Origin of the sequence: Nocardiopsis ganjiahuensis DSM 45031, from assembly GCF_000341085.1 — a bacterium.
In the GTDB taxonomy this organism is placed as follows: domain Bacteria; phylum Actinomycetota; class Actinomycetes; order Streptosporangiales; family Streptosporangiaceae; genus Nocardiopsis; species Nocardiopsis ganjiahuensis.
This window is the reverse complement of record NZ_ANBA01000013.1, coordinates 288,922-306,491: the sequence shown is the minus strand read 5'-3', so window position 1 is coordinate 306,491 and position 17,570 is coordinate 288,922. Positions and strand designations below refer to the sequence as shown.

Below are 17,570 nucleotides of genomic sequence, written 5' to 3'. Positions count from 1 at the left end.
CGGGCCCGGGGCGTGGCTGTCGCGCCCCGGGCCCGCCCTGTTCAGACCGGGGCGTGGCTGACCGCCTCGACGTTGTTGCCGTCGGGGTCGCGCACGAACGCCCCGTAGTAGTGCTCGTGGTACTCGGGCCACACCTTCGGCTCGTGCAGGACCTCGGCCCCCGTGGTGACGGCCGCCCGGAAGAAGGCGTTCACCGTCTGCCGGTCCGGTGCGAGGAAGGCGATGTGCGACTCCCGCGCCGGGCCCCCGGTCTCGCTCGGGGAGATCCAGAACCGGGGGTGGTCGGTGCCGTAGCCGATGACCGGCCCGTACTGGAGCATGCGCCCGTGCCCCAGCGCGGCGAGGACGGCGTCGTAGAAGGCGGCGCTGGCTTCGGGGTCGGCGACCTGGATACCGAGGTGATCGAGCATGCCACGAGTGTGACACGCGCCACTGGCATTCCCGGGGAAGCGCGGTGCCCGGCCGGGAAGGCGGGTTCACCCCTGTGGAAACCGGCCGGTAACCCAGCGTGACTCCGAATACTGGTCTTCATGCACCTGAGGAGGCAGTATGTCTGTCATGAGCATCCGGCACCCGGAAGCACCCGAACGACGGCTGACCGTGGACGATCTACAGGACACCCCGGACGATGGGCGCCGGTACGAATTGGCCGACGGGAGGCTTGACGTGTCTCCCGCCCCCAAGCCGTTGCACACGCGCGTGGCCTACCGCCTGGGCTTCCACCTCGGCCGCCACGCATCGGATGAGCTGGAGATCGGCGAAGGTCCCGGCATCATCCTCAGCGGGGACTCGGGCAAGCACCGCATCCCCGACCTGGCTGTCTTCGCCCAGGAACCCCCCGAGGAGGGTTACTACACCGCCCCTCCTTTGTTGGCCGTGGAGATCGTCTCACCCGAGAGCGTGTTCCGGGACAACCACACCAAACGGCACGAGTACGCGGCGTTCGGCATCCCGTCCTACTGGATCATCAACCCCAACCCCGACAAGCCGGGCATCATGGAGTTCCGCCTGGTGGATGGTGTCTACCAGGAGGTCGGACAGACTCAGGGAGAAGAGCTCTTCGAGACGGAAGTCCCCTTTCCCGTGAAGTTCGTCCCCCACTGGCTGGTGGCCAGCGGGCCCTGGCGCGAGAACCTCGGCGGCCCGGCCGGGGACTGAATCCGCGGCGCCTCAGACGACCCAGCGGTAGAGGTGTTCGGGGCGCCCCGCTGACCCGTAGCGCATGCGGAGTTCGGCGCGGCCGTCGGCGCACAGGTGCTCCAGGTAGCGGCGGGCGGTGACCCGGGAGACGCCGGAGCGTTCGGCGACGTCGGAGGCGGAGACCTCGCTCTCGGCCTCGCGGAGCACGCCCGCGACCAGGTCGACGGTGGCCGAGGTCAGCCCTTTGGGCAGGGAACGCGCCGCGGGCGGGCGCAGCAGGCCGAACAGCCGGTCCACGTCCCGCTGGGTGGCCTGGCCCTCGCCCTCCATCTGGCGGCGCGCCACCGCGTAGCGTTCGAGCTGGTCGCGCAGGGCGCTGAGCGGGAACGGCTTGAGCAGGTAGTGGACGGCCCCGCCGTGCAGGGCGGAGCGGACCTGGGCGATGTCGCGGACGGCGGTGATCATCAGGAAGTCCGGCTGCGGAGCGCCCCGGGCGGAGGCCGAGCGCAGGGCGTGCATCACCGAGATGCCCGAGGCGTCGGGCAGGTGCAGGTCGAGCAGGACCAGGTCGGGGCGGTGGCCTCGGACCTGGGCCAGGGCGGCCGCCGCGGTGTGCGCCGCCCCGACCACGGTGAACTCGGGAACCGACTCCACGAGTTCCTGGTGGTTGCGGGCCACCCGCACGTCGTCGTCGACGACCAGTACGCGGATCACCGGTCCTCCGCAGCCGTGGCCGCGGGCAGGCACGCGGTGAACACCGCGCCCTCCTCGGCGTCGGGTGCCTCCATCTCGATGCTTCCCCCTCTGCTCTCACACACCTGTTTGACCAGGGCCAGTCCCAGTCCCCGGGTGCCTCCGTCGCGGGACGCCTTGGTGGTGAACCCGTACCGGAAGATCTCCTCGGCCACGTCGTCGGACACCCCGTGCCCGGAGTCGGTCACCCGGATCTCCAGGAGGTCGTGCGGGAGGTCGGTGTCGTCGGCGCTGTGCAGGCGCACCATGAGCTCCACCCAGCCGTTCGGGGTGACCGCGTCCAGGGCATTGTCCACCAGGTTGCCGAGGATGAGGAGCGCGTCGGAGCGCAGTTCCCCCTGGAGGGTGACCGGGACGCGGGTCATCGGGGACAGTCTCAGGTCGACGCCGAGTTCCGAGGCCTGCGCCGACTTGGCCAGGGTGAGCGCGGCCAGCGCGGTGTCGCGGACGTGCTCGGCCACCCCGCTGGAGGTGCGGGTGTGGGTGGCGGCGAGGTCGGCCAGGTAGGTCCTGGCCTCCTCGTGGGCGCCCAGCTCCAGCATCCCGGCGACGGTGTGCACCCGGTTGGCGAACTCGTGGGTCTGGGCGCGCAGCCCGCGGGTGACGGTCCGCGCACCGTCCAGTTCACCGGTGAGCCGGTCGACCTCGGTGCGGTCCCGCAGGGTCACCACGGCCCCGGCCTCGTGGCCGCGGATCCGCACCGGCATCCGGTTGGCGACCAGTACGCGGTCGCCGGAGAGCAGGATCAGGTCCTCGCCCGGGTCCGCGCCGGAGACGATGTCCCGGCCCCGCTCCGACAGGCCGAGCTCGTCCAGGCGGCGGCCCTCCACGTCCTCGGGCAGGCCGAGCATGGTGCGGGCGGGCTGGTTGACCAGCACGACCCGGTCGTCCCGGTCGACCGCGAGCACCCCCTCGCGCACCGCGTACAGCAGTGCCTCCCGGCTCTCCAGCAGGGCGGTGATGTCGGCCGGCTCCAGCCCGTGGGTCTTGGCGCGCACCTGCCGGGAGAGCGCCCACGACCCGCCCACGCCCAGGGCCAGGACCAGGGCGGTGGCGGCGAGGATGACGGGGAGCGAGGCGCGGGCGTCGGTGGTGGCGCTGGAGTCCAGTATTCCCAGGGACACGTAGCCCACGACCTCGCCCCGGGCGTCGCCCCCGTTCTGCGAACCCCCTCCGGCGAACACGGGCACCTTCGCGCGCACCGTCCGGCCCTGCGTGCCGTCCTGCACCCCCGTCCACTCGACGCCCCGGGCGGCCGGGCCGGGCGGGGTGGACACGGGTTCACCGATGCGGTCCTTGTCCGGGTGGGTGTGCCGTATTCCGTCCGGTGAGGCGATGACCAGGTAGTCCGCACCGGTCGCGGAGGCGATCCGGTCGGCCAGCGGGTCCAGTGCGTCAGTCGGGTGGGGGCTCTGGAGGCCGTCGACGACCTCGGGCAGGACCGCCACCGAGCGGGCCACGCTGAGGACCCGCTCGGAGTACTGCCGGTCCGTCTCGCGGTCGAAGTGGAGCGCCCAGAGCGCGCCGAGCACGGTGAGGGCCACCGCCAGCAGGCAGACGTAGCCGATGAAGAGGGACCCGGTGAGCGTGAGGCGCCCGGGTGCGGGGGGAGAGGTCATGGGGCACTCCAGTGACCGGGGCGCGGGCCGGTGAACGCGCAGGTCCCAGCCCTCTTGGTCAGATTCCGCATGGGGACTTCACGAACAATACGACCAATATGACTCCAGTTTTAACAAAGGCCGGGCACGGGCGTGCGCCGGGTCACACTGTGGCCTGGATCTCCCCCTGCGTCTGCGCACCGGGGGACGTGCACAGACACTCAGGAAGGAGAGGACGATGCGCGATCGTGGCGTGTTGCTCCGCGCGGCGGGAGGGTTCTGTGCCCTCCTGCTCGTCGGGGTGGCACTGTACGACGTACGCCAGAGTGCCGCCTCCGGCGACGGTGCCCAGGAGAAGCTCCTGCTCATCGCGCCGGCCGGCCCCGGTGGCGGCTGGGACTCGCTGGCCCGTGAGATGCAGAACGGGCTGCGCGAGGAGGACCTGCGGTTCAACGTCGAGGTCCGCAACGCCGAGGGCGCGGGCGGAACCATCGGCCTGGCCCAGACCGCGAGCCGGGAGGGCCAGGACAACGTCCTGACCATGACCGGGCTCGGCATGGTGGGCGCGGTGGAGACCACCGGTTCGCCCTACACGATGGCGGATTCCACCCCCATCGCCCAGCTGGCGTCGGAGTACCTGGCCGTGGTCGTGCCCGAGGACTCTCCCTACGAGAGCCTCGACGACCTCGCCGAGGACTGGCGCGAGCGGTCCGGGAACCTGCCCGTGGCGGGCGGTTCCATGGGCGGCGTCGACCAGATCTTCGCGGCCCGGGTCGCCCAGGCCATGGACATCGCCCCCGGGGACATCAACTACCTGCCGTACTCGGGCGGCGGCGAGGTCCTCACCTCGCTGCTCTCCGGCACGTCGGAGGTCGGGTTCGGCTCCCTGAGCGACTTCAGCGACCAGATCGAGGACGGCGGCCCGATGCGCGCGCTGGCGGTCTCCTCTCCCGAGCGCCTGGACGGTATGGACACCCCCACCATCGTCGAGCAGGGCTACGACGTGGAGATGTCGAACTGGCGCGGGGTCATCGCCCCGCCCGGTCTGACCGAGGAGGAGGCCGACGACCTGGAACAGCTGGTGATCGACCTCCTGGCCGGAGAGGCCTGGGCGGACACCCTGGAGCGCAACCGGTGGACCGACACGTTCCAGAGCCGTCCCGAGTTCGAGGAGTTCCTCGCCGAGGAGGTCGCCCTGACCCAGGAGACCGTGAAGGAGCTGGGACTGTGACGACCGACGGAGTCGACGGGAAGCCCGAGGTCCGGGAGGCACCCGCCCCGGAGCGCACCGAGGTCCCGGAGCACGCTGAGGCCGCTGGGACCGCCGGGGCCGAGGAGGCGCCGGCACCCGACCCTGAGAAAGCCGTGTGGCGGGGCCCGACCGCGTGGGTCGTCCCCGCCCTGCTCACGGTGCTCGGCCTGGTCGGCGTGTGGGGCGGCCTCACCATCGAGGCCCCGCCGAACGCCACCCGCCCCGGCCCGGGCGCCTTCCCCGCCGTCGTGGGCGTGTTGCTGCTGATCACCGCCGCGTGCATGGCCGTGGTCAACCTGCGCAACCGGGCCACGGGCGACGGCACGCCCTCCCTGGCCTGGTTCGAGGGCCGTCCGGTCCTGCTCGTCCTCGCCGGTCTGGTGGTGCACGTCGCGCTGCTCGAGTTCCTGGGCTGGCTGCTCGCCGGCGCCCTGCTGTTCTGGACCGTGGCCTACGCCTTCGGCGCCCGCGCCCACCTGCGTGACGCGACCGTGGCGCTGTCGGTGTCCGCGGCGGTCCAGGTCGGCTTCTCTCTCGGTCTCGGGCTCAGCCTGCCGGGCGGTTTCCTGGAGTTGGTGCTCTGATGGACACTCTGATCGACCTCGCGGGCGGGTTGGCCGCGGCGCTGACCCCGCAGAACCTCGTGTGGGCCTTCCTCGGCGTGCTGCTCGGCACCGCCGTGGGCGTCCTGCCGGGCATGGGCTCGGCGATGGCGGTGGCCCTGCTGCTGCCCGTCACCTTCCGCCTGGACCCCACCGCCGCGTTCATCCTGTTCGCCGGCGTGTACTACGGCGGCATGTTCGGCGGCGCCACCACCTCGATCCTGCTCAACACCCCGGGTCAGGCGTCGTCGATCGCCACCACCTACGAGGGCCACAGGATGGCGCTCACGGGCAGGGCCGCCCAGGCACTGGGCACGGCCGTGATCGGCTCGTTCGTGGCGAGCGTCATCGGCACGATGGTCGTGGCGCTGTTCGCCCCGGTGATGGTGGAGTTCGCGCTCAACTTCGGGCCCGGCGAGTACTTCGCGCTGACCGTGTTCTCGTTCGTGGCCGTGGCCGCGGTGGTGTCCGGCTCGGTGGTGCGCGGCATCGCCTCGCTGCTCATCGGCCTGGCCATCGGCATGGTCGGGATCGACGGGCAGAGCGGGACCGCCCGGTTCGACTTCGGCTCGTCCAGCCTGCTGGACGGCGTCGACATCGTGATCGTCACCGTGGGCCTGCTCGCCCTGGGCGAGGTGCTCTACATCGCGGCCCGGGGCAGGTCCGCGCCGAACTTCGCGGCGATCCGCGCCGGACGTCCGTGGCTGGGCCGCAAGGACCTGCGCCGCTCCTGGAAGCCGTGGCTGCGCGGTACCGCGCTGGGCAGCGCCTTCGGGCCGATCCCCGGCAGCGGTTCCGAGATCCCGACCTTCCTCTCCCTGGGCCTGGAGCGCAAGCTCGCCGAGCGCCGTGAGCGCCGGACCGGGGAGCGGAGCGAGTTCGGCCGGGGCGCGATCGAGGGTGTGGCCGGTCCGGAGTCGGCCAACAACTCCAGCGCCGCGGGCACGATGGTCCCGCTGCTGGGCCTGGGCCTGCCCACCTCGGCGACGGCCGCGATCATGCTCGCCGCCTTCCAGCAGTACGGGCTCCAGCCGGGCCCGGTGCTCTTCGAGCGCAACGCCGACCTGGTGTGGACCCTGCTGGCCTCGCTGCTGGTCGGCAGCGTCATGCTGCTGATCATCAACCTGCCGTTCGCACCGCTGTGGGCCAAGCTGCTGAAGCTGCCCAAGCCGTACCTGTACGCGGGCATCTCGCTGTTCTCGGTGCTGGCGGTGTACGCCATCAACACCTCGGTCGTGCACCTGGTGATTCTGCTGGCCATCGCCCTGGTGGGGCTCGGGATGCGGACCTTCGGGGTCCCGGTCGCACCCGCGCTGATCGGTGTGGTGCTGGGCCCGATCGCCGAGACCGAGTTCCGCCGCGCGCTGGCCGCCTCCTCCGGCGACCCGGCCATCCTCGTGAGCAGCGGCATCTCGATCGGGCTGTACGCCCTGGTCGTGATGGCGGCCGTGATTCCGCTGATCGCCCACCTGCGCCGCCGCCGTGCGGACCGGGCGGCCGACGTCAGGAAGCCCGCGGGCCTGGTCTGACCCCCTTTCCGGGTCCGATCGGCCCGACACTCCAGCGGCCCCCGGCGACCGTCCCGCCGGGGGCCGCTCCCGTACCCCGGACCGCTTCCCCGCCCGGGGCCGTTCCCTTTCCTGCCCGGGTCCGCTCCCGTGCCCGGGACCCTCCCCCGCGAACCGGAGGCGTGTCGGCCGCGTCACACCCCGACGCGGGTGCACCCCTCCACCCGCCGGGCCCCGCCGGTGCCTCCGGCGCGGCCCGTGGCCGTGGAGAGGAGCCGTATGGGATTCGTCCGGAACCGCACTCGTCTGCTCCGAACCCTGTGGAGGGCCGGGCCGGTGCCGTTCCTGGCGCTGTTCGCGGTCCGGCTGGCCGAACGGCTGGTGCCGCCGCTGGCCGCGCTGGCTCTGGCCGCCCTGGTCACCGAGATCGCCCCGCCCCGGCCGGACGGTCCGGAGCTGTTCACCGCGGCGCTCGTGCCGGTCCTCCTGCTCGCGCTGGTCCTGCTGGCCGGGCACCTGGGCGAGTCCGCGGCCGCCCCGCTGGAGTACCTGGTGAAGTCGCGGGTGGACGGCGCCCACCGCTCCCGGGTGGCCCGGACGGCCGCCTCCGCGCCCGGCATCGCCGCCCTGGAGTCCCCCGAGGTCCGAAGACTGCTGCGCGAGGTGCGCGCCGACCCCGACCACGGGGTGGAGACCACACCGGGGGACGGGGCCGTCGCCGTGCTCAAGTGGCTGTGCGGACTCCTGGGCGCGGTGGTGACCTGCGCGATCCTCCTCCGGTACGCCTGGTGGGCGGTTCCGCTGGTCCTCCTTCCGGTGATCGTGAACCGGGCGCTGCGGTTCCGCCAGTCCTCGGCCGTCACCGACCGCTGGCGGCTGGCCATCAAGGGCGAGATGCACGCCGACGTGTGGCGGAACGCGACCGTGTCCCCCGCGGAGGGCAAGGACGTGCGGATCTTCGGTCTCACCGACTGGCTGGTCGAGCGCATGCAGGGCCACATCCGCGAGGCCAACGAGCCGCTGTGGACACACGTGACCCGCGTCATCCGCCTGCAGTGGCTCTCAGCGGTCCTGATGGTCAGCGGACTGCTGCCGGTGTACCTGCTGGTCACGGCGGACGCCGTCGGCGGAGCGGCCACGGTGACCGTGCAGACCGCGGTGCTCGCCGCCGGCTGGTCGCTGTTCCAGTCCCTGGGCTCCGCGCTGGAACTGCACCACATGGCGGGCGCGGCCCGGGTCGCCCGGTCCACGTACCGGCTCCGGGCGCTGTTGGCCGAACCGGAGGCGATCGGCGGGGACGGCCGCGCCGAGCCCGGGACAGCCGTCCCCGACCGGGTTCGGGTGATCCGCTTCGAGGGGGTGCGCTTCGTCTACCCCGGTACGGATCGGGAGGTCCTGGGCGGGGTCGACCTGGAGATCCGCACCGACGAACTGCTCGCCGTGGTCGGCCTCAACGGGGCGGGCAAGTCCACCCTGATCAAACTCCTGAGCGGGCTGTACCGGCCCACCTCCGGCCGTATCACCGCGGACGGCGCGGACATCGCGGAGATGGACCCCGTGGAGTGGCGGACCCGGCTGTCGGTGATCTTCCAGGACTTCAACCGCTACGAACTCTCCGCCCGGGAGAACGTCCTGCTCGGCGCGGCGGCCCGGGACGGCACGGCCCCCGGTCGGAGGGGCGCGGACGAGGAGGCCGACCTGCGCGCCGCCGCCGCGGACGCCGGGTTCGCCCCCGTCCTCGAACGCCTCCCCGACGGCTGGGAGACCCCGCTGGCCCGGTCCCGCACCGGCGGCGTGGACCTGTCCGGCGGCCAGTGGCAGCAGCTGACCCTCACCCGGGCCCTCTACGCGGTCCGCCGCGGAGCCGACCTGATCGTCGCCGACGAGCCCACCGCACACCTGGACGTGCGCACCGAGTTCGAACTGTTCGGCCGGCTCGCCGAGCGGCGCCGCAGCACCGGGATCGTACTCATCTCGCACCGCCTCTCGACCGTCCGCCGGGCCGACCGGATCGTGCTGCTGGAGGCGGGGCGGATCACCGAGACCGGCACCCACGAGGAGCTGATGGAGCGGGGCGGGGCCTACGCGGAGATGTTCGCCGTGCAGGCCCGGCGCTTCCGGACCGAGGAGGAGGACCCGGCATGAGGCGTTATCCGTCCCTGTGGTGGGAGGTCCTGCGGCTGTCGTGGCGGACCGTCCCCGGGTACACGGCGGGCACGCTCGGGGTGATCGCGGCGTCCGTGGTCTCGGTCGCCGCCGTCGGCCTGACCATGCGCGCCACCCTGGACGCCACCGCCCGGGGTTCGCTGGTGACCGCGCTGGTCGGCGCGGCCGGGGTGGCCCTGGCCTACACGCTGACCCTGGTGGTCCAGGACCTGACCGACGACTGCGTGAACACCGTCGCGGACCGCACCGGACGGCTGGGACTGCACCCGGCGGTGCACCGCGACATCAACTCCGTGGAGGGTCTGGAGCACCTGGAGCGGAGCGACTTCCTGGACCGGGTGAGCATCGTGCGCCGCTCCACGGGGGAGATCGCCCGCAGCGCCTGGAACGCCCTGCTGAGCCTGTCCAACCTGCTGAAACTGCTGGTCACCGTGGCACTGCTGGGCAGTGTGCACCCGCTGCTGCTGGTCCTCGTCCTGCTGGCGGCCGTCCCGATCTGGTGCAACCACCGGGGCCAGCTGCTGGTCCAGCGGGCCGAGGTGGCCGGGGCGGAGCCCTACCGGCTGCAGCAGCACCTGTTCGAGACGGTGGCCTCGGCCGAGGGCGGCAAGGAGGTCCGGACGGCTGGGGCCGCCGACCGGCTCGTCGCGCTTCAGGAGGAGGCCTGGGACGACGCGGTCCGGGTCCGGTTCCGGGCCCGGGTCGGCGCCGCCCTGTGGAACGCCGCCGGGTGGACGGTGTTCGTGGCCGCCTTCGCCGGGGCGATCGCCCTGGTCGTGTACCGGGCCTCCGTCGGAGCCGGCGGCGTGGGCGACCTGGTGCTGACCGTGATGATGGCGGTCAGCCTGCGCCAGACCATGCAGAGCACCGTGGCCGCCACCGTGGCGGCCGCCGGTTCGCGCCGGGTCGTCGAGCCGTACCTGTGGCTGCGCGCCTACGTGCGAGCCCAGCGCGAACGCGCCGTCGCCGCCGATCCGCCGCCCCCGGTCCTGGGCCGGGGCCTCTCCCTGGACCGGGTGGACTTCACCTACCCGGGTACCGACCGCAAGGCCTTGGACGGGGTCACCGTCGACCTGCCCGCGGGTGCGGTGGTCGCGGTGGTCGGTGAGTACGGTTCGGGCAAGACGACCCTGGTCAAGCTGTTGCTGGCGTTGTACGAGCCGGACTCGGGGAGCGTCCGGCTGGACGGCGCCGACCTGGCGGGGATCTCGGTCCCGGCCTGGCGGCGGCGCTGCAGCGCGGTGTTCCAGGACTTCGGCCGCTTCCGCATCCGGTTCGGCGAGACCGTGGGGATCGGCGACCTGCCGAGGATCGACGACGCCGACGCGCTGGGCGCGGCCGTGCACGCCGCCGACGCCGGCGGGCTGGTGGAGCGGCTGCCCGAGGGGATGGACAGCCAGCTGGGCCGCGAACTGGGCGGCACCGACCTGTCCGAGGGGCAGTGGCAGCGGACCGCCCTGGCCCGGGGGTCGATGCGCGCCGATCCGCTGCTCTTCGTGCTGGACGAGCCGACCGCCTCGTTGGACGCGCACAGCGAGGAGGCGATCTTCCGCCGCTACGCGGACCGGGCCCGCGTGTACGGGAAGCGGACCGGGGCGGTGACCGTGGTGGTCTCGCACCGCTTCTCCACGGTGGCCGGCGCCGACCTGATCCTGGTGATGGACCGGGGTCGGATCGTGGAGTCCGGCGACCACCGCGAGCTGCTCGCCAGGGGCGGTACCTACGCCGAGCTGTACGGGATCCAGGCCCGCGCCTACGCGCCCGGCAGCACAGGGTAGGGGCACGCACACCGGGCGGGGCCCGGTGCGGTACCGGCGGACCGCTGACGTTCCGGGGTACGGCAGTGGGACGATGCTGTAACAGATGTTCCGAGAACGAAGGACCGCCGCCGTGAACTCCTCGTCCATCGCCGACTCGATCCGGACACGCCTGGGCGACTTCAGCTCGGGGGAGCGCCGGGTGGCGCGGGCCCTGCTCGCCTCCTACCCGACCGCCGGGCTGGAGACGGTCCGGCTCCTGGCCGAGCGCGCCGGCGTCAGCGCGCCGACCGTGCTGCGCTTCGCGAACCGCCTCGGCTTCGCCAACTACCCCGAGTTCCAGCGGAGCCTGCTGGAGGAACTGGCCGAGCGCGACCAGTCACCGTTGAACGCCTACAGCTCGGGGGTCGGAGAGGAGGCCCGGGGCAGGCTGGACCCGGAGCACCTGGGGCGGTCGGCCGCCGCCACGCTCTCCGAAGCGGTGGAGGAGACCCTGACCGGGATCCCGCGCTACGAGCTGGACGCGGCGGTCCGCCTGCTCAGTGACACGGACCGTCGGGTCGTCGCGTGCGGCGGCCGGTTCTCGCGGGTGCTCGCCGAGTACCTCGTCCTGCACCTGATGCAGGTGCGGGGGCGCAGCACGGTGCTGCCGGACAGCCCGGTGGAGCGGGCCGACCTGCTCTCCGACGCCGGCCGGCGGGACGTCTTCGTGATCCTGGACTTCCGCCGCTACGAGGAGGAGCACCTGCGTCTGGCCGAGGGGGTGGCCGAACGTGAGGCCAAGGTCGTCCTGCTGACCGACCGCTGGCTGTCACCGGTCTCCGGAGTGGCCGACGTGGTCCTGCCCGCCCAGGTCGGCTCCCTGTCCGCGTACGACTCCCTGGTGCCGACCATGGCGGTGTGCGAGGCGCTCGTCGCGGGCGTGATCCACACCCTCGGTGACGGCGCGGAGGAGCGGCTGCGCCGTTTCGAGGAGACCAGCCGCAGGTTCGGGCTGCTCTGACGGTTCGGCCCTTCGGGTTTCGGCGAGCGGAGGGTGTTCTTCTTGTTCCGTCAGGCCAGATCATGCCCTGGTAACGATTCATACGTTATACATTGCCCAAACATCAGGTGACCTGTAACACTTGTTTCAGTCTTTCCGGCTGGCTGAACCGAAGAGGATCCCCTGATGAACACGATGCTGCGCGCGGGCTCGCTACTCGCCCTCCTGGGCCTGATGACCACGGCCTGCGGATCCGACGCCCCCGCCGAACCCGCCGCCGGCCCGGTCACCATCGAGGGCGTGGGACCGGTCGAGGCCGACGGGGCACTGGTCGGCCAGCTTCCCGACCGCCTGAGCGAGGGCGACCGGATCAGCGTCGCCACCAACGCCCCCTACGAACCCTTCATCGCCTTCCTGGAGGAGGGCAACCAGGAGGACTTCGTCGGCCTGGACCACGACCTCGTGCTCGCGGCCTCGGCGCGGCTGGGCCTGGAGGCCGAGTTCCAGCAGCAGCCCTTCGACGGCCTGGTGCCCGGACTCCAGGCCGGGAAGTACGACCTCATCGCGGGCGGCATCACCGACAACCGGGAACGCCAGGAGGTCGCCTCCTTCGTCGACTACTCGGCCTCGGGCACCGGCGTCCTCACCACCGGGGACAACCCCGAGGGCATCGGGGCGATCTCCGACCTGTGCGGGCTGCACGTGGGCGTACAGCAGGCCTCCAGGCAGCAGGAGATCCTCGAGGAGTACGCCGAGGAGAACTGCGACGAGCCGCTGGAGATCACCAGCTACCCCGAGAACACCCAGGCGGTGACCGCGCTCAAGGCCGGCATGGTCGACGCCGTCGGGGCCACCCAGGTCAACCTCGTGCAGACCGCCGCCGAGCTCGGGGACGAGGTCGAACTGGTCATCGACCCCGACCACCCCAACGGCTACCTGGCCAGCCCCAACGGCTTCGGTTTCCTCAAGGCCGAGGAGGAGCTGGTCGAGGCCTACCGCGCCGCCCTCCAGTCGCTGATGGACGACGGCACCTACGGGCAGATCCTCGCCAAGTGGGGGCAGGAGGCCATCGCCCTCGACGAGGCCACCGTCAACCAGGCGATCGACTGACCCCTCCCCCAGCAGCCGCACGGCCCGTGACGGGCCGTCGGTCCTCATGACCCCAAGGACCCCACCATGCCGACCCCGGCCGCACCACCGACCCCGCGGGCCGCCGCACCGCCGCGACCAGAGGAACTCACCGCCGTCCCCGTCCGCCACTACGGGCGATGGCTGGGAGCCGTCGCCGTCTCCCTGGCCGCCGCGGCCCTCCTGTGGTCCCTGCTGACCAACCCCAACCTGGACATCCGCCTGGTCCTGAGCTACCTGACCCGGGACTTCGTCCTCAAGGGCCTGGGCATCACCATCGTGCTCACCGTCGTCGCGATGGTGATCGGTGTCCTGGGCGGCGTGCTCCTCGCCGTCATGCGCATGTCCCCCAACCCGGTCCTGCGCACCGTGGCGTGGTTCTACCTGTGGTTCTTCCGCGGTACCCCGCTGCTGGTCCAGATCATCTTCTGGGGCTTCCTCGGCGCGCTCTACCCGCGCCTGTTCCTGGAGATCCCGTTCACCGGCGTCGTCCTGTTCGACGAGCCCACGAGCCGGGTCGTCACCCCCTTCGTCGCGGCCGTGCTCGGTCTGGCGCTCAACGAGGTCGCCTACGCCGCGGAGATCATCCGGGGCGGCATGCTCTCGGTCGACCGCGGCCAGACCGAGGCCGCCCAGGCGCTGGGGATGCGCCGGATCAGGATCCTGCGGCGGATCGTCCTGCCCCAGGCCATGCGGGTCATCGTCCCGCCCATGGGCAACGACACCATCAACATGCTCAAGATGACGGCCCTGGTCTCCGTCATCGGCGGCAGCGACCTGCTCACCGCCGTGCAGAACGTCTACGCGCAGAACTTCCAGGTCATCCCCCTGCTCGCGGTGGCGGTCTTCTGGTACCTGGTCCTGACCAGCCTGCTCTCGTTGGGCCAGCACCACCTGGAGAAGCGTTTCGGCCGCGGTTTCGGGGAGACCGCCGCCTCCCGTGACGGGGCGCTGTCCCGACTCATCAGCACCAAGGAGCGACTGTGACCGTGACGGACAGCGACCGGATCGTGGTCGCGGAGGGCGTGCGCAAGCGCTTCGGCGGGCTGGAGGTGCTCCAGGGCATCGACCTGACAGTCCGGGCCGGGGAGGTGTGCTGCGTCATCGGCCCCTCGGGTTCGGGCAAGTCCACGTTCCTGCGCTGCCTCAACCACCTGGAGAAGATCGACGGGGGCCGCCTGTCCGTGAACGGTCAGCTGGTCGGCTACCGCCAGGTCGGCAACCGCCTGCACGAACTCCCGGAGCGGGAGATCGTCGCGCAGCGGCGGGAGATCGGGATGGTCTTCCAGCGCTTCAACCTGTTCCCGCACCTGACCGCCCTGGAGAACGTCCTGGAGGGCCCCCTGCACGTGAAGGGGGAACCCCGCGGCTCGGCGGTGGCGGAGGCGCACCGGCTGCTGGAGAGGGTCGGGCTCGCCGACAAGGCCGACACCTACCCCGGGCAGTTGTCGGGCGGCCAGCAGCAGCGCGTGGCCATCGCCCGCGCCCTGGCGATGCGCCCGACGGTGATGCTCTTCGACGAGCCCACCTCCGCGCTGGACCCCGAACTCGTGGGCGAGGTCCTCGACGTGATGAAGGGCCTGGCCCGCGAGGGCATGACGATGATCGTCGTCACGCACGAGATCGGCTTCGCCCGCGAGGTGGCCACCCGCCTGGTGTTCATGGACGGCGGCGCGGTCGTCGAGGAGGGCGACCCGGCGGCCGTCCTCGACGACCCGCAGCACGAACGCACCCGCGCCTTCCTGTCCAAGGTCCTGTGAAGGGGATGCGACACCTCCTGGAGGGGGCCGAGCGCCTCTACCCGCAGTACCTGGAGCGCCTGGCCGAACTCGTGTCGATCGACAGCGGCTCGACGGACGCCCGCGGCGTCGACGCCGTGGGCGACCGGGTCGCCGCCTACCTCTCCGAGGCCGGGCTGGCGGTGGAACGGCACGAGGCGGTGCACCCCGACGGCACCGGGCTGGGGAACGCGGTGGTGGGACGGCTCGCCGGCCGCGGAAGCGGCCCCCGGATCCTGCTGGTCGGCCACATGGACACCGTCTTCGAGCGCGGGACCGCCGCCGCACGGCCGTTCTCCGTCCGTGAGGGCCGATGGGCGCACGGGCCCGGTGTGTGCGACGACAAGGGCGGACTCCTCGCCGGAATCACCGCCCTGGCCCAGATCGCCCCGGGCTGGGACGGAGGCGAGATCACCCTCTACTGCGGCCCCGACGAGGAGATCGGCTCGCTGGGCAGCCGTTCCCTGCTCGGCTTCCTCGCCGAGCAGGCGGACGCCGCCCTGTGCCTGGAGTGCGCGCGCGCCAACGGCGACATCGTCTCCGGCCGCAAGGGTGTGGCCGACGTGGAGGTCCTCTTCCGGGGGCGGGCCGCCCACGCCGGCATCGACCGGGGCCTCGGAGCCAACGCGGCCCTGGCCGCGGCGCTCGCCACGGTCGAGCTGGAGGCCCTGAACGGCCGGTGGCCCGACGCGAGCCTCAACGTCGGGGTGCTGCGGGCGGGCGACCGGCCCAACGTGGTGGCCGGACAGGCCCGGCTGGTCCTGGACGTGCGGGCCGAGCACAACGCCACCTTCGACGCGGTCCTGGCGGCGGTGCGCACAACCGTCGAGGGCCCGCTGGTGGACGGGGTGAGCGCCACCGCCGAGGTGGTCGCCCCCGCCCCGCCCTGGCGGACCGGGCCCGAGGAGGGCTGGCTCCGCGACGAGGCGCTGCTGCTGGCGCAGGAGCTCGGGATCGACCTGCGGGCCGCGGACACCGGCGGCAGCGCCGACGCGAACCTGGTCGCGGCGCACGGAATCCCGGTGCTCGACGGGCTGGGTCCGGTCGGCGGGGGCGACCACGGCACCGGTGAGTGGCTCGACCTGCACTCGGTGGTGCCCCGGGTCGCGCTTCTGGCCGGGCTGATCAGAAAGGTTTCCGAGGCCCTGGCGGACCGGGGGGTCCTGGCCCGGGAAGCGGGCTGACCGCACCACGGCAGCGCGCACGGGGGAGAGAAGCGGCCGCCCCGCCCCGGGGCGGCCCACAGCAAGGAGGCAGAGATGACACGGACACCTCTGGGCGGACTCACTCGTACGGGAGCCGCCCTCGTGGCCACCGCCCTCACCGCGGCGCTGAGCGCGCCGGTGGCGGCGCACGCCGACGGCTCCGGGGGCCCCGGCCCCGTGGTGCTCGTCGGGGGTTCGCTCTCGGACGAGCGCATCTACCAGGAGATCGTCGAGCTGGCGGGCGGCTCCCAGGCGCGCTTCGGGATCGTCACCGCGTCCTCGGTCCCCGAGTCCGAGGACCCCGACGCCGGGACCGACCGGTGCAACAACAGCAGGTGCAACGGCGAGTACTACGCGGATCTGCTCCTCGACCACGGGGCCGGTTCGGCGGAGTGGATCCCGGTGGACCTGGACCACCTCGACAACGCCGAGTCCGCCGAGGTCGTGGCGCAGGTCGGCTCGATGGACGGCTTCTTCTTCGGCGGCGGCGACCAGTACCGCTACGTCACCACCCTGCTGCGCGGGCCCGAGCACGAGGACAGCGCCGTCCTCGCCGCGATCCGGGAACGCCTGGAGGAGGGCGCCCTGGTGGCGGGCACCAGTGCGGGGGCCGCGATCCAGCAGCGGGGCCCGATGGTCACCGGCGGGGACAGCTACCAGGGTGTGCGCGACGGTTCGTCGCCGGGCTACTTCGACGACCCGACCGTGCTCGGCCACCTGGAGGAGGGCGGCTTCGGCTTCTTCGGGCACGGGCTGGTGGACACCCACTTCGCCGAGCGCGGCAGGCAGGGCCGGATGATGCGGCTGGCCGCGGACACCGGGCAGGAACGCGTCTTCGGCGTGGACGAGGACACCGCCCTGGTGGCCATCGGTTCCGGCCGGATGAGGGTCGTGGGCAGCGGAGCCGTCCACGTCCTCGACCTGCGGCGGGCTTCCGTGGGGTCCGCGGGCGGTGAGTGGAGCGTGTCGGGCGTGCGCTGGTCGGCGCTCACCCACGGCGACACCTACGACGCCGCCTCCTGGACCGCCGCCCCCGCACAGGGCAAGGCACCGCTCCAGCCGTCCGGCTCCTCCGTCAGGACGGGCAAGGACGTCTTCTCCTCCTACGACGCACCCCGGCGGGACCCCGGCGCGATGCTGCGGCTGGCCCGTGAGCTCGCCGGCAGCGGCAGGAGCACCGGTGTGGACGGGCTGACCTACGAGCGCTCCCCCCGTTTCGTGGTGGAACTGGACAAGACGGCGGGGTTCGCCGCCTACCGGAGCGACGCGGAGGGCATCTCCTTCTTCGACCTGCGGGTGGGCGTGCGCCGCCACTGAGCGGGCCTCCCGGGCTCCGAAAGCTCCAGGATCCCACCGGCCCCGCCGAGCCACCGCTCGGCGGGGCCGGGGCGTGCTCGGGCGGGCGCGCGCGGGCCGGGGAGCGGCCGGGGAGGGCGCGGGCGCGGAAGCGAAGTCCGCTGAACAGGGCCGGGGGGCGACCGGGTAACCTCGTCGGGCCAGTCGAACTCCACTCGGTGGAACAGGGAACCCGGTGCGAATCCGGGACTGACGCGCAGCGGTGAGGGTGACGGGCGGGGCACGTCACGGGACAAGTTTCCCGGGACAGCCACTGGAGCGAGGCTCCGGGAAGGCGCTCCGCACCGGTCGAACCCGAGTCCGAAGACCTGCTGGTGCTGGCGGCGAGGAGCCGCCAGGTCATCC

The 17,570-nt window shown here is 72.5% G+C and carries 15 protein-coding genes and 1 riboswitch; of the genes, 12 read left to right on the top strand and 3 right to left on the bottom strand.

The window, feature by feature from the left end:
* Positions 1–41: 41 nt before the first annotated feature.
* Complete coding sequence (locus D458_RS0119255; RefSeq protein ID WP_017588388.1) at positions 42–410, bottom strand: VOC family protein; 369 nt, start codon at positions 408–410, stop codon at positions 42–44.
* 148 nt (positions 411–558) lie between these two features.
* On the opposite strand from D458_RS0119255, the gene D458_RS0119250 reads away from it, so the two are divergent.
* A complete protein-coding gene (locus D458_RS0119250; RefSeq protein ID WP_026119477.1) occupies positions 559–1,158 on the top strand; it encodes a Uma2 family endonuclease in 600 nt (199 codons plus the stop codon).
* A gap of 12 nt (positions 1,159–1,170) precedes the next feature.
* Here the strand turns inward: D458_RS0119250 and D458_RS0119245 are convergent, their stop codons facing one another.
* Both D458_RS0119245 and D458_RS0119240 read right to left on the bottom strand, forming a co-directional pair.
* Positions 1,171–1,854: a response regulator gene (locus D458_RS0119245; RefSeq protein ID WP_026119476.1), complete on the bottom strand. Its 684-nt coding sequence runs from the start codon at positions 1,852–1,854 to the stop codon at positions 1,171–1,173.
* On the bottom strand, positions 1,851–3,512 hold the full coding sequence (locus D458_RS0119240) for an ATP-binding protein (RefSeq protein WP_017588385.1): 1,662 nt from the start codon (positions 3,510–3,512) through the stop codon (positions 1,851–1,853). The genes D458_RS0119245 and D458_RS0119240 overlap by 4 nt, the downstream gene beginning before the upstream one ends.
* Before the next feature lie 217 nt (positions 3,513–3,729).
* On the opposite strand from D458_RS0119240, the gene D458_RS0119235 reads away from it, so the two are divergent.
* The 11 genes from D458_RS0119235 (at position 3,730) to D458_RS0119185 (ending at position 17,186) form a co-directional block, all read left to right on the top strand.
* The gene (locus D458_RS0119235) at positions 3,730–4,722 is read left to right on the top strand and encodes a Bug family tripartite tricarboxylate transporter substrate binding protein (RefSeq protein ID WP_017588384.1); all 993 of its coding nucleotides are present in this window, start codon (positions 3,730–3,732) and stop codon (positions 4,720–4,722) included.
* A complete protein-coding gene (locus D458_RS0119230; RefSeq protein WP_017588383.1) occupies positions 4,719–5,327 on the top strand; it encodes a tripartite tricarboxylate transporter TctB family protein in 609 nt (202 codons plus the stop codon). Before D458_RS0119235 ends, D458_RS0119230 begins: the two co-directional genes overlap by 4 nt.
* Positions 5,327–6,874 carry a tripartite tricarboxylate transporter permease gene (locus tag D458_RS0119225; RefSeq protein ID WP_017588382.1) on the top strand — a complete coding sequence of 516 codons (1,548 nt, stop codon included), beginning with the start codon at positions 5,327–5,329 and terminating at the stop codon, positions 6,872–6,874. The genes D458_RS0119230 and D458_RS0119225 overlap by 1 nt, the downstream gene beginning before the upstream one ends.
* Before the next feature lie 258 nt (positions 6,875–7,132).
* On the top strand, positions 7,133–8,998 hold the full coding sequence (locus D458_RS0119220) for an ABC transporter ATP-binding protein (RefSeq protein WP_017588381.1): 1,866 nt from the start codon (positions 7,133–7,135) through the stop codon (positions 8,996–8,998).
* On the top strand, positions 8,995–10,797 hold the full coding sequence (locus tag D458_RS0119215; protein WP_017588380.1) for an ATP-binding cassette domain-containing protein: 1,803 nt from the start codon (positions 8,995–8,997) through the stop codon (positions 10,795–10,797). Before D458_RS0119220 ends, D458_RS0119215 begins: the two co-directional genes overlap by 4 nt.
* 112 nt (positions 10,798–10,909) lie before the next feature.
* A complete protein-coding gene (locus D458_RS0119210; protein WP_017588379.1) occupies positions 10,910–11,779 on the top strand; it encodes a MurR/RpiR family transcriptional regulator in 870 nt (289 codons plus the stop codon).
* A gap of 165 nt (positions 11,780–11,944) precedes the next feature.
* Entirely contained in the window at positions 11,945–12,868 is a 924-nt protein-coding gene (locus tag D458_RS0119205; protein ID WP_017588378.1) for an ABC transporter substrate-binding protein, read from the top strand.
* Between the two features lie 66 nt (positions 12,869–12,934).
* On the top strand, positions 12,935–13,873 hold the full coding sequence (locus tag D458_RS0119200; RefSeq protein WP_017588377.1) for an amino acid ABC transporter permease: 939 nt from the start codon (positions 12,935–12,937) through the stop codon (positions 13,871–13,873).
* On the top strand, positions 13,870–14,646 hold the full coding sequence (locus tag D458_RS0119195; protein ID WP_017588376.1) for an amino acid ABC transporter ATP-binding protein: 777 nt from the start codon (positions 13,870–13,872) through the stop codon (positions 14,644–14,646). The genes D458_RS0119200 and D458_RS0119195 overlap by 4 nt, the downstream gene beginning before the upstream one ends.
* Before the next feature lie 5 nt (positions 14,647–14,651).
* On the top strand, positions 14,652–15,848 hold the full coding sequence (locus D458_RS0119190; protein ID WP_040702589.1) for a M20/M25/M40 family metallo-hydrolase: 1,197 nt from the start codon (positions 14,652–14,654) through the stop codon (positions 15,846–15,848).
* A gap of 75 nt (positions 15,849–15,923) precedes the next feature.
* Entirely contained in the window at positions 15,924–17,186 is a 1,263-nt protein-coding gene (locus D458_RS0119185) for a cyanophycinase (protein WP_063825738.1), read from the top strand.
* 164 nt (positions 17,187–17,350) lie between these two features.
* Positions 17,351–17,555, top strand: a riboswitch (cobalamin riboswitch).
* Positions 17,556–17,570: the final 15 nt, after the last annotated feature.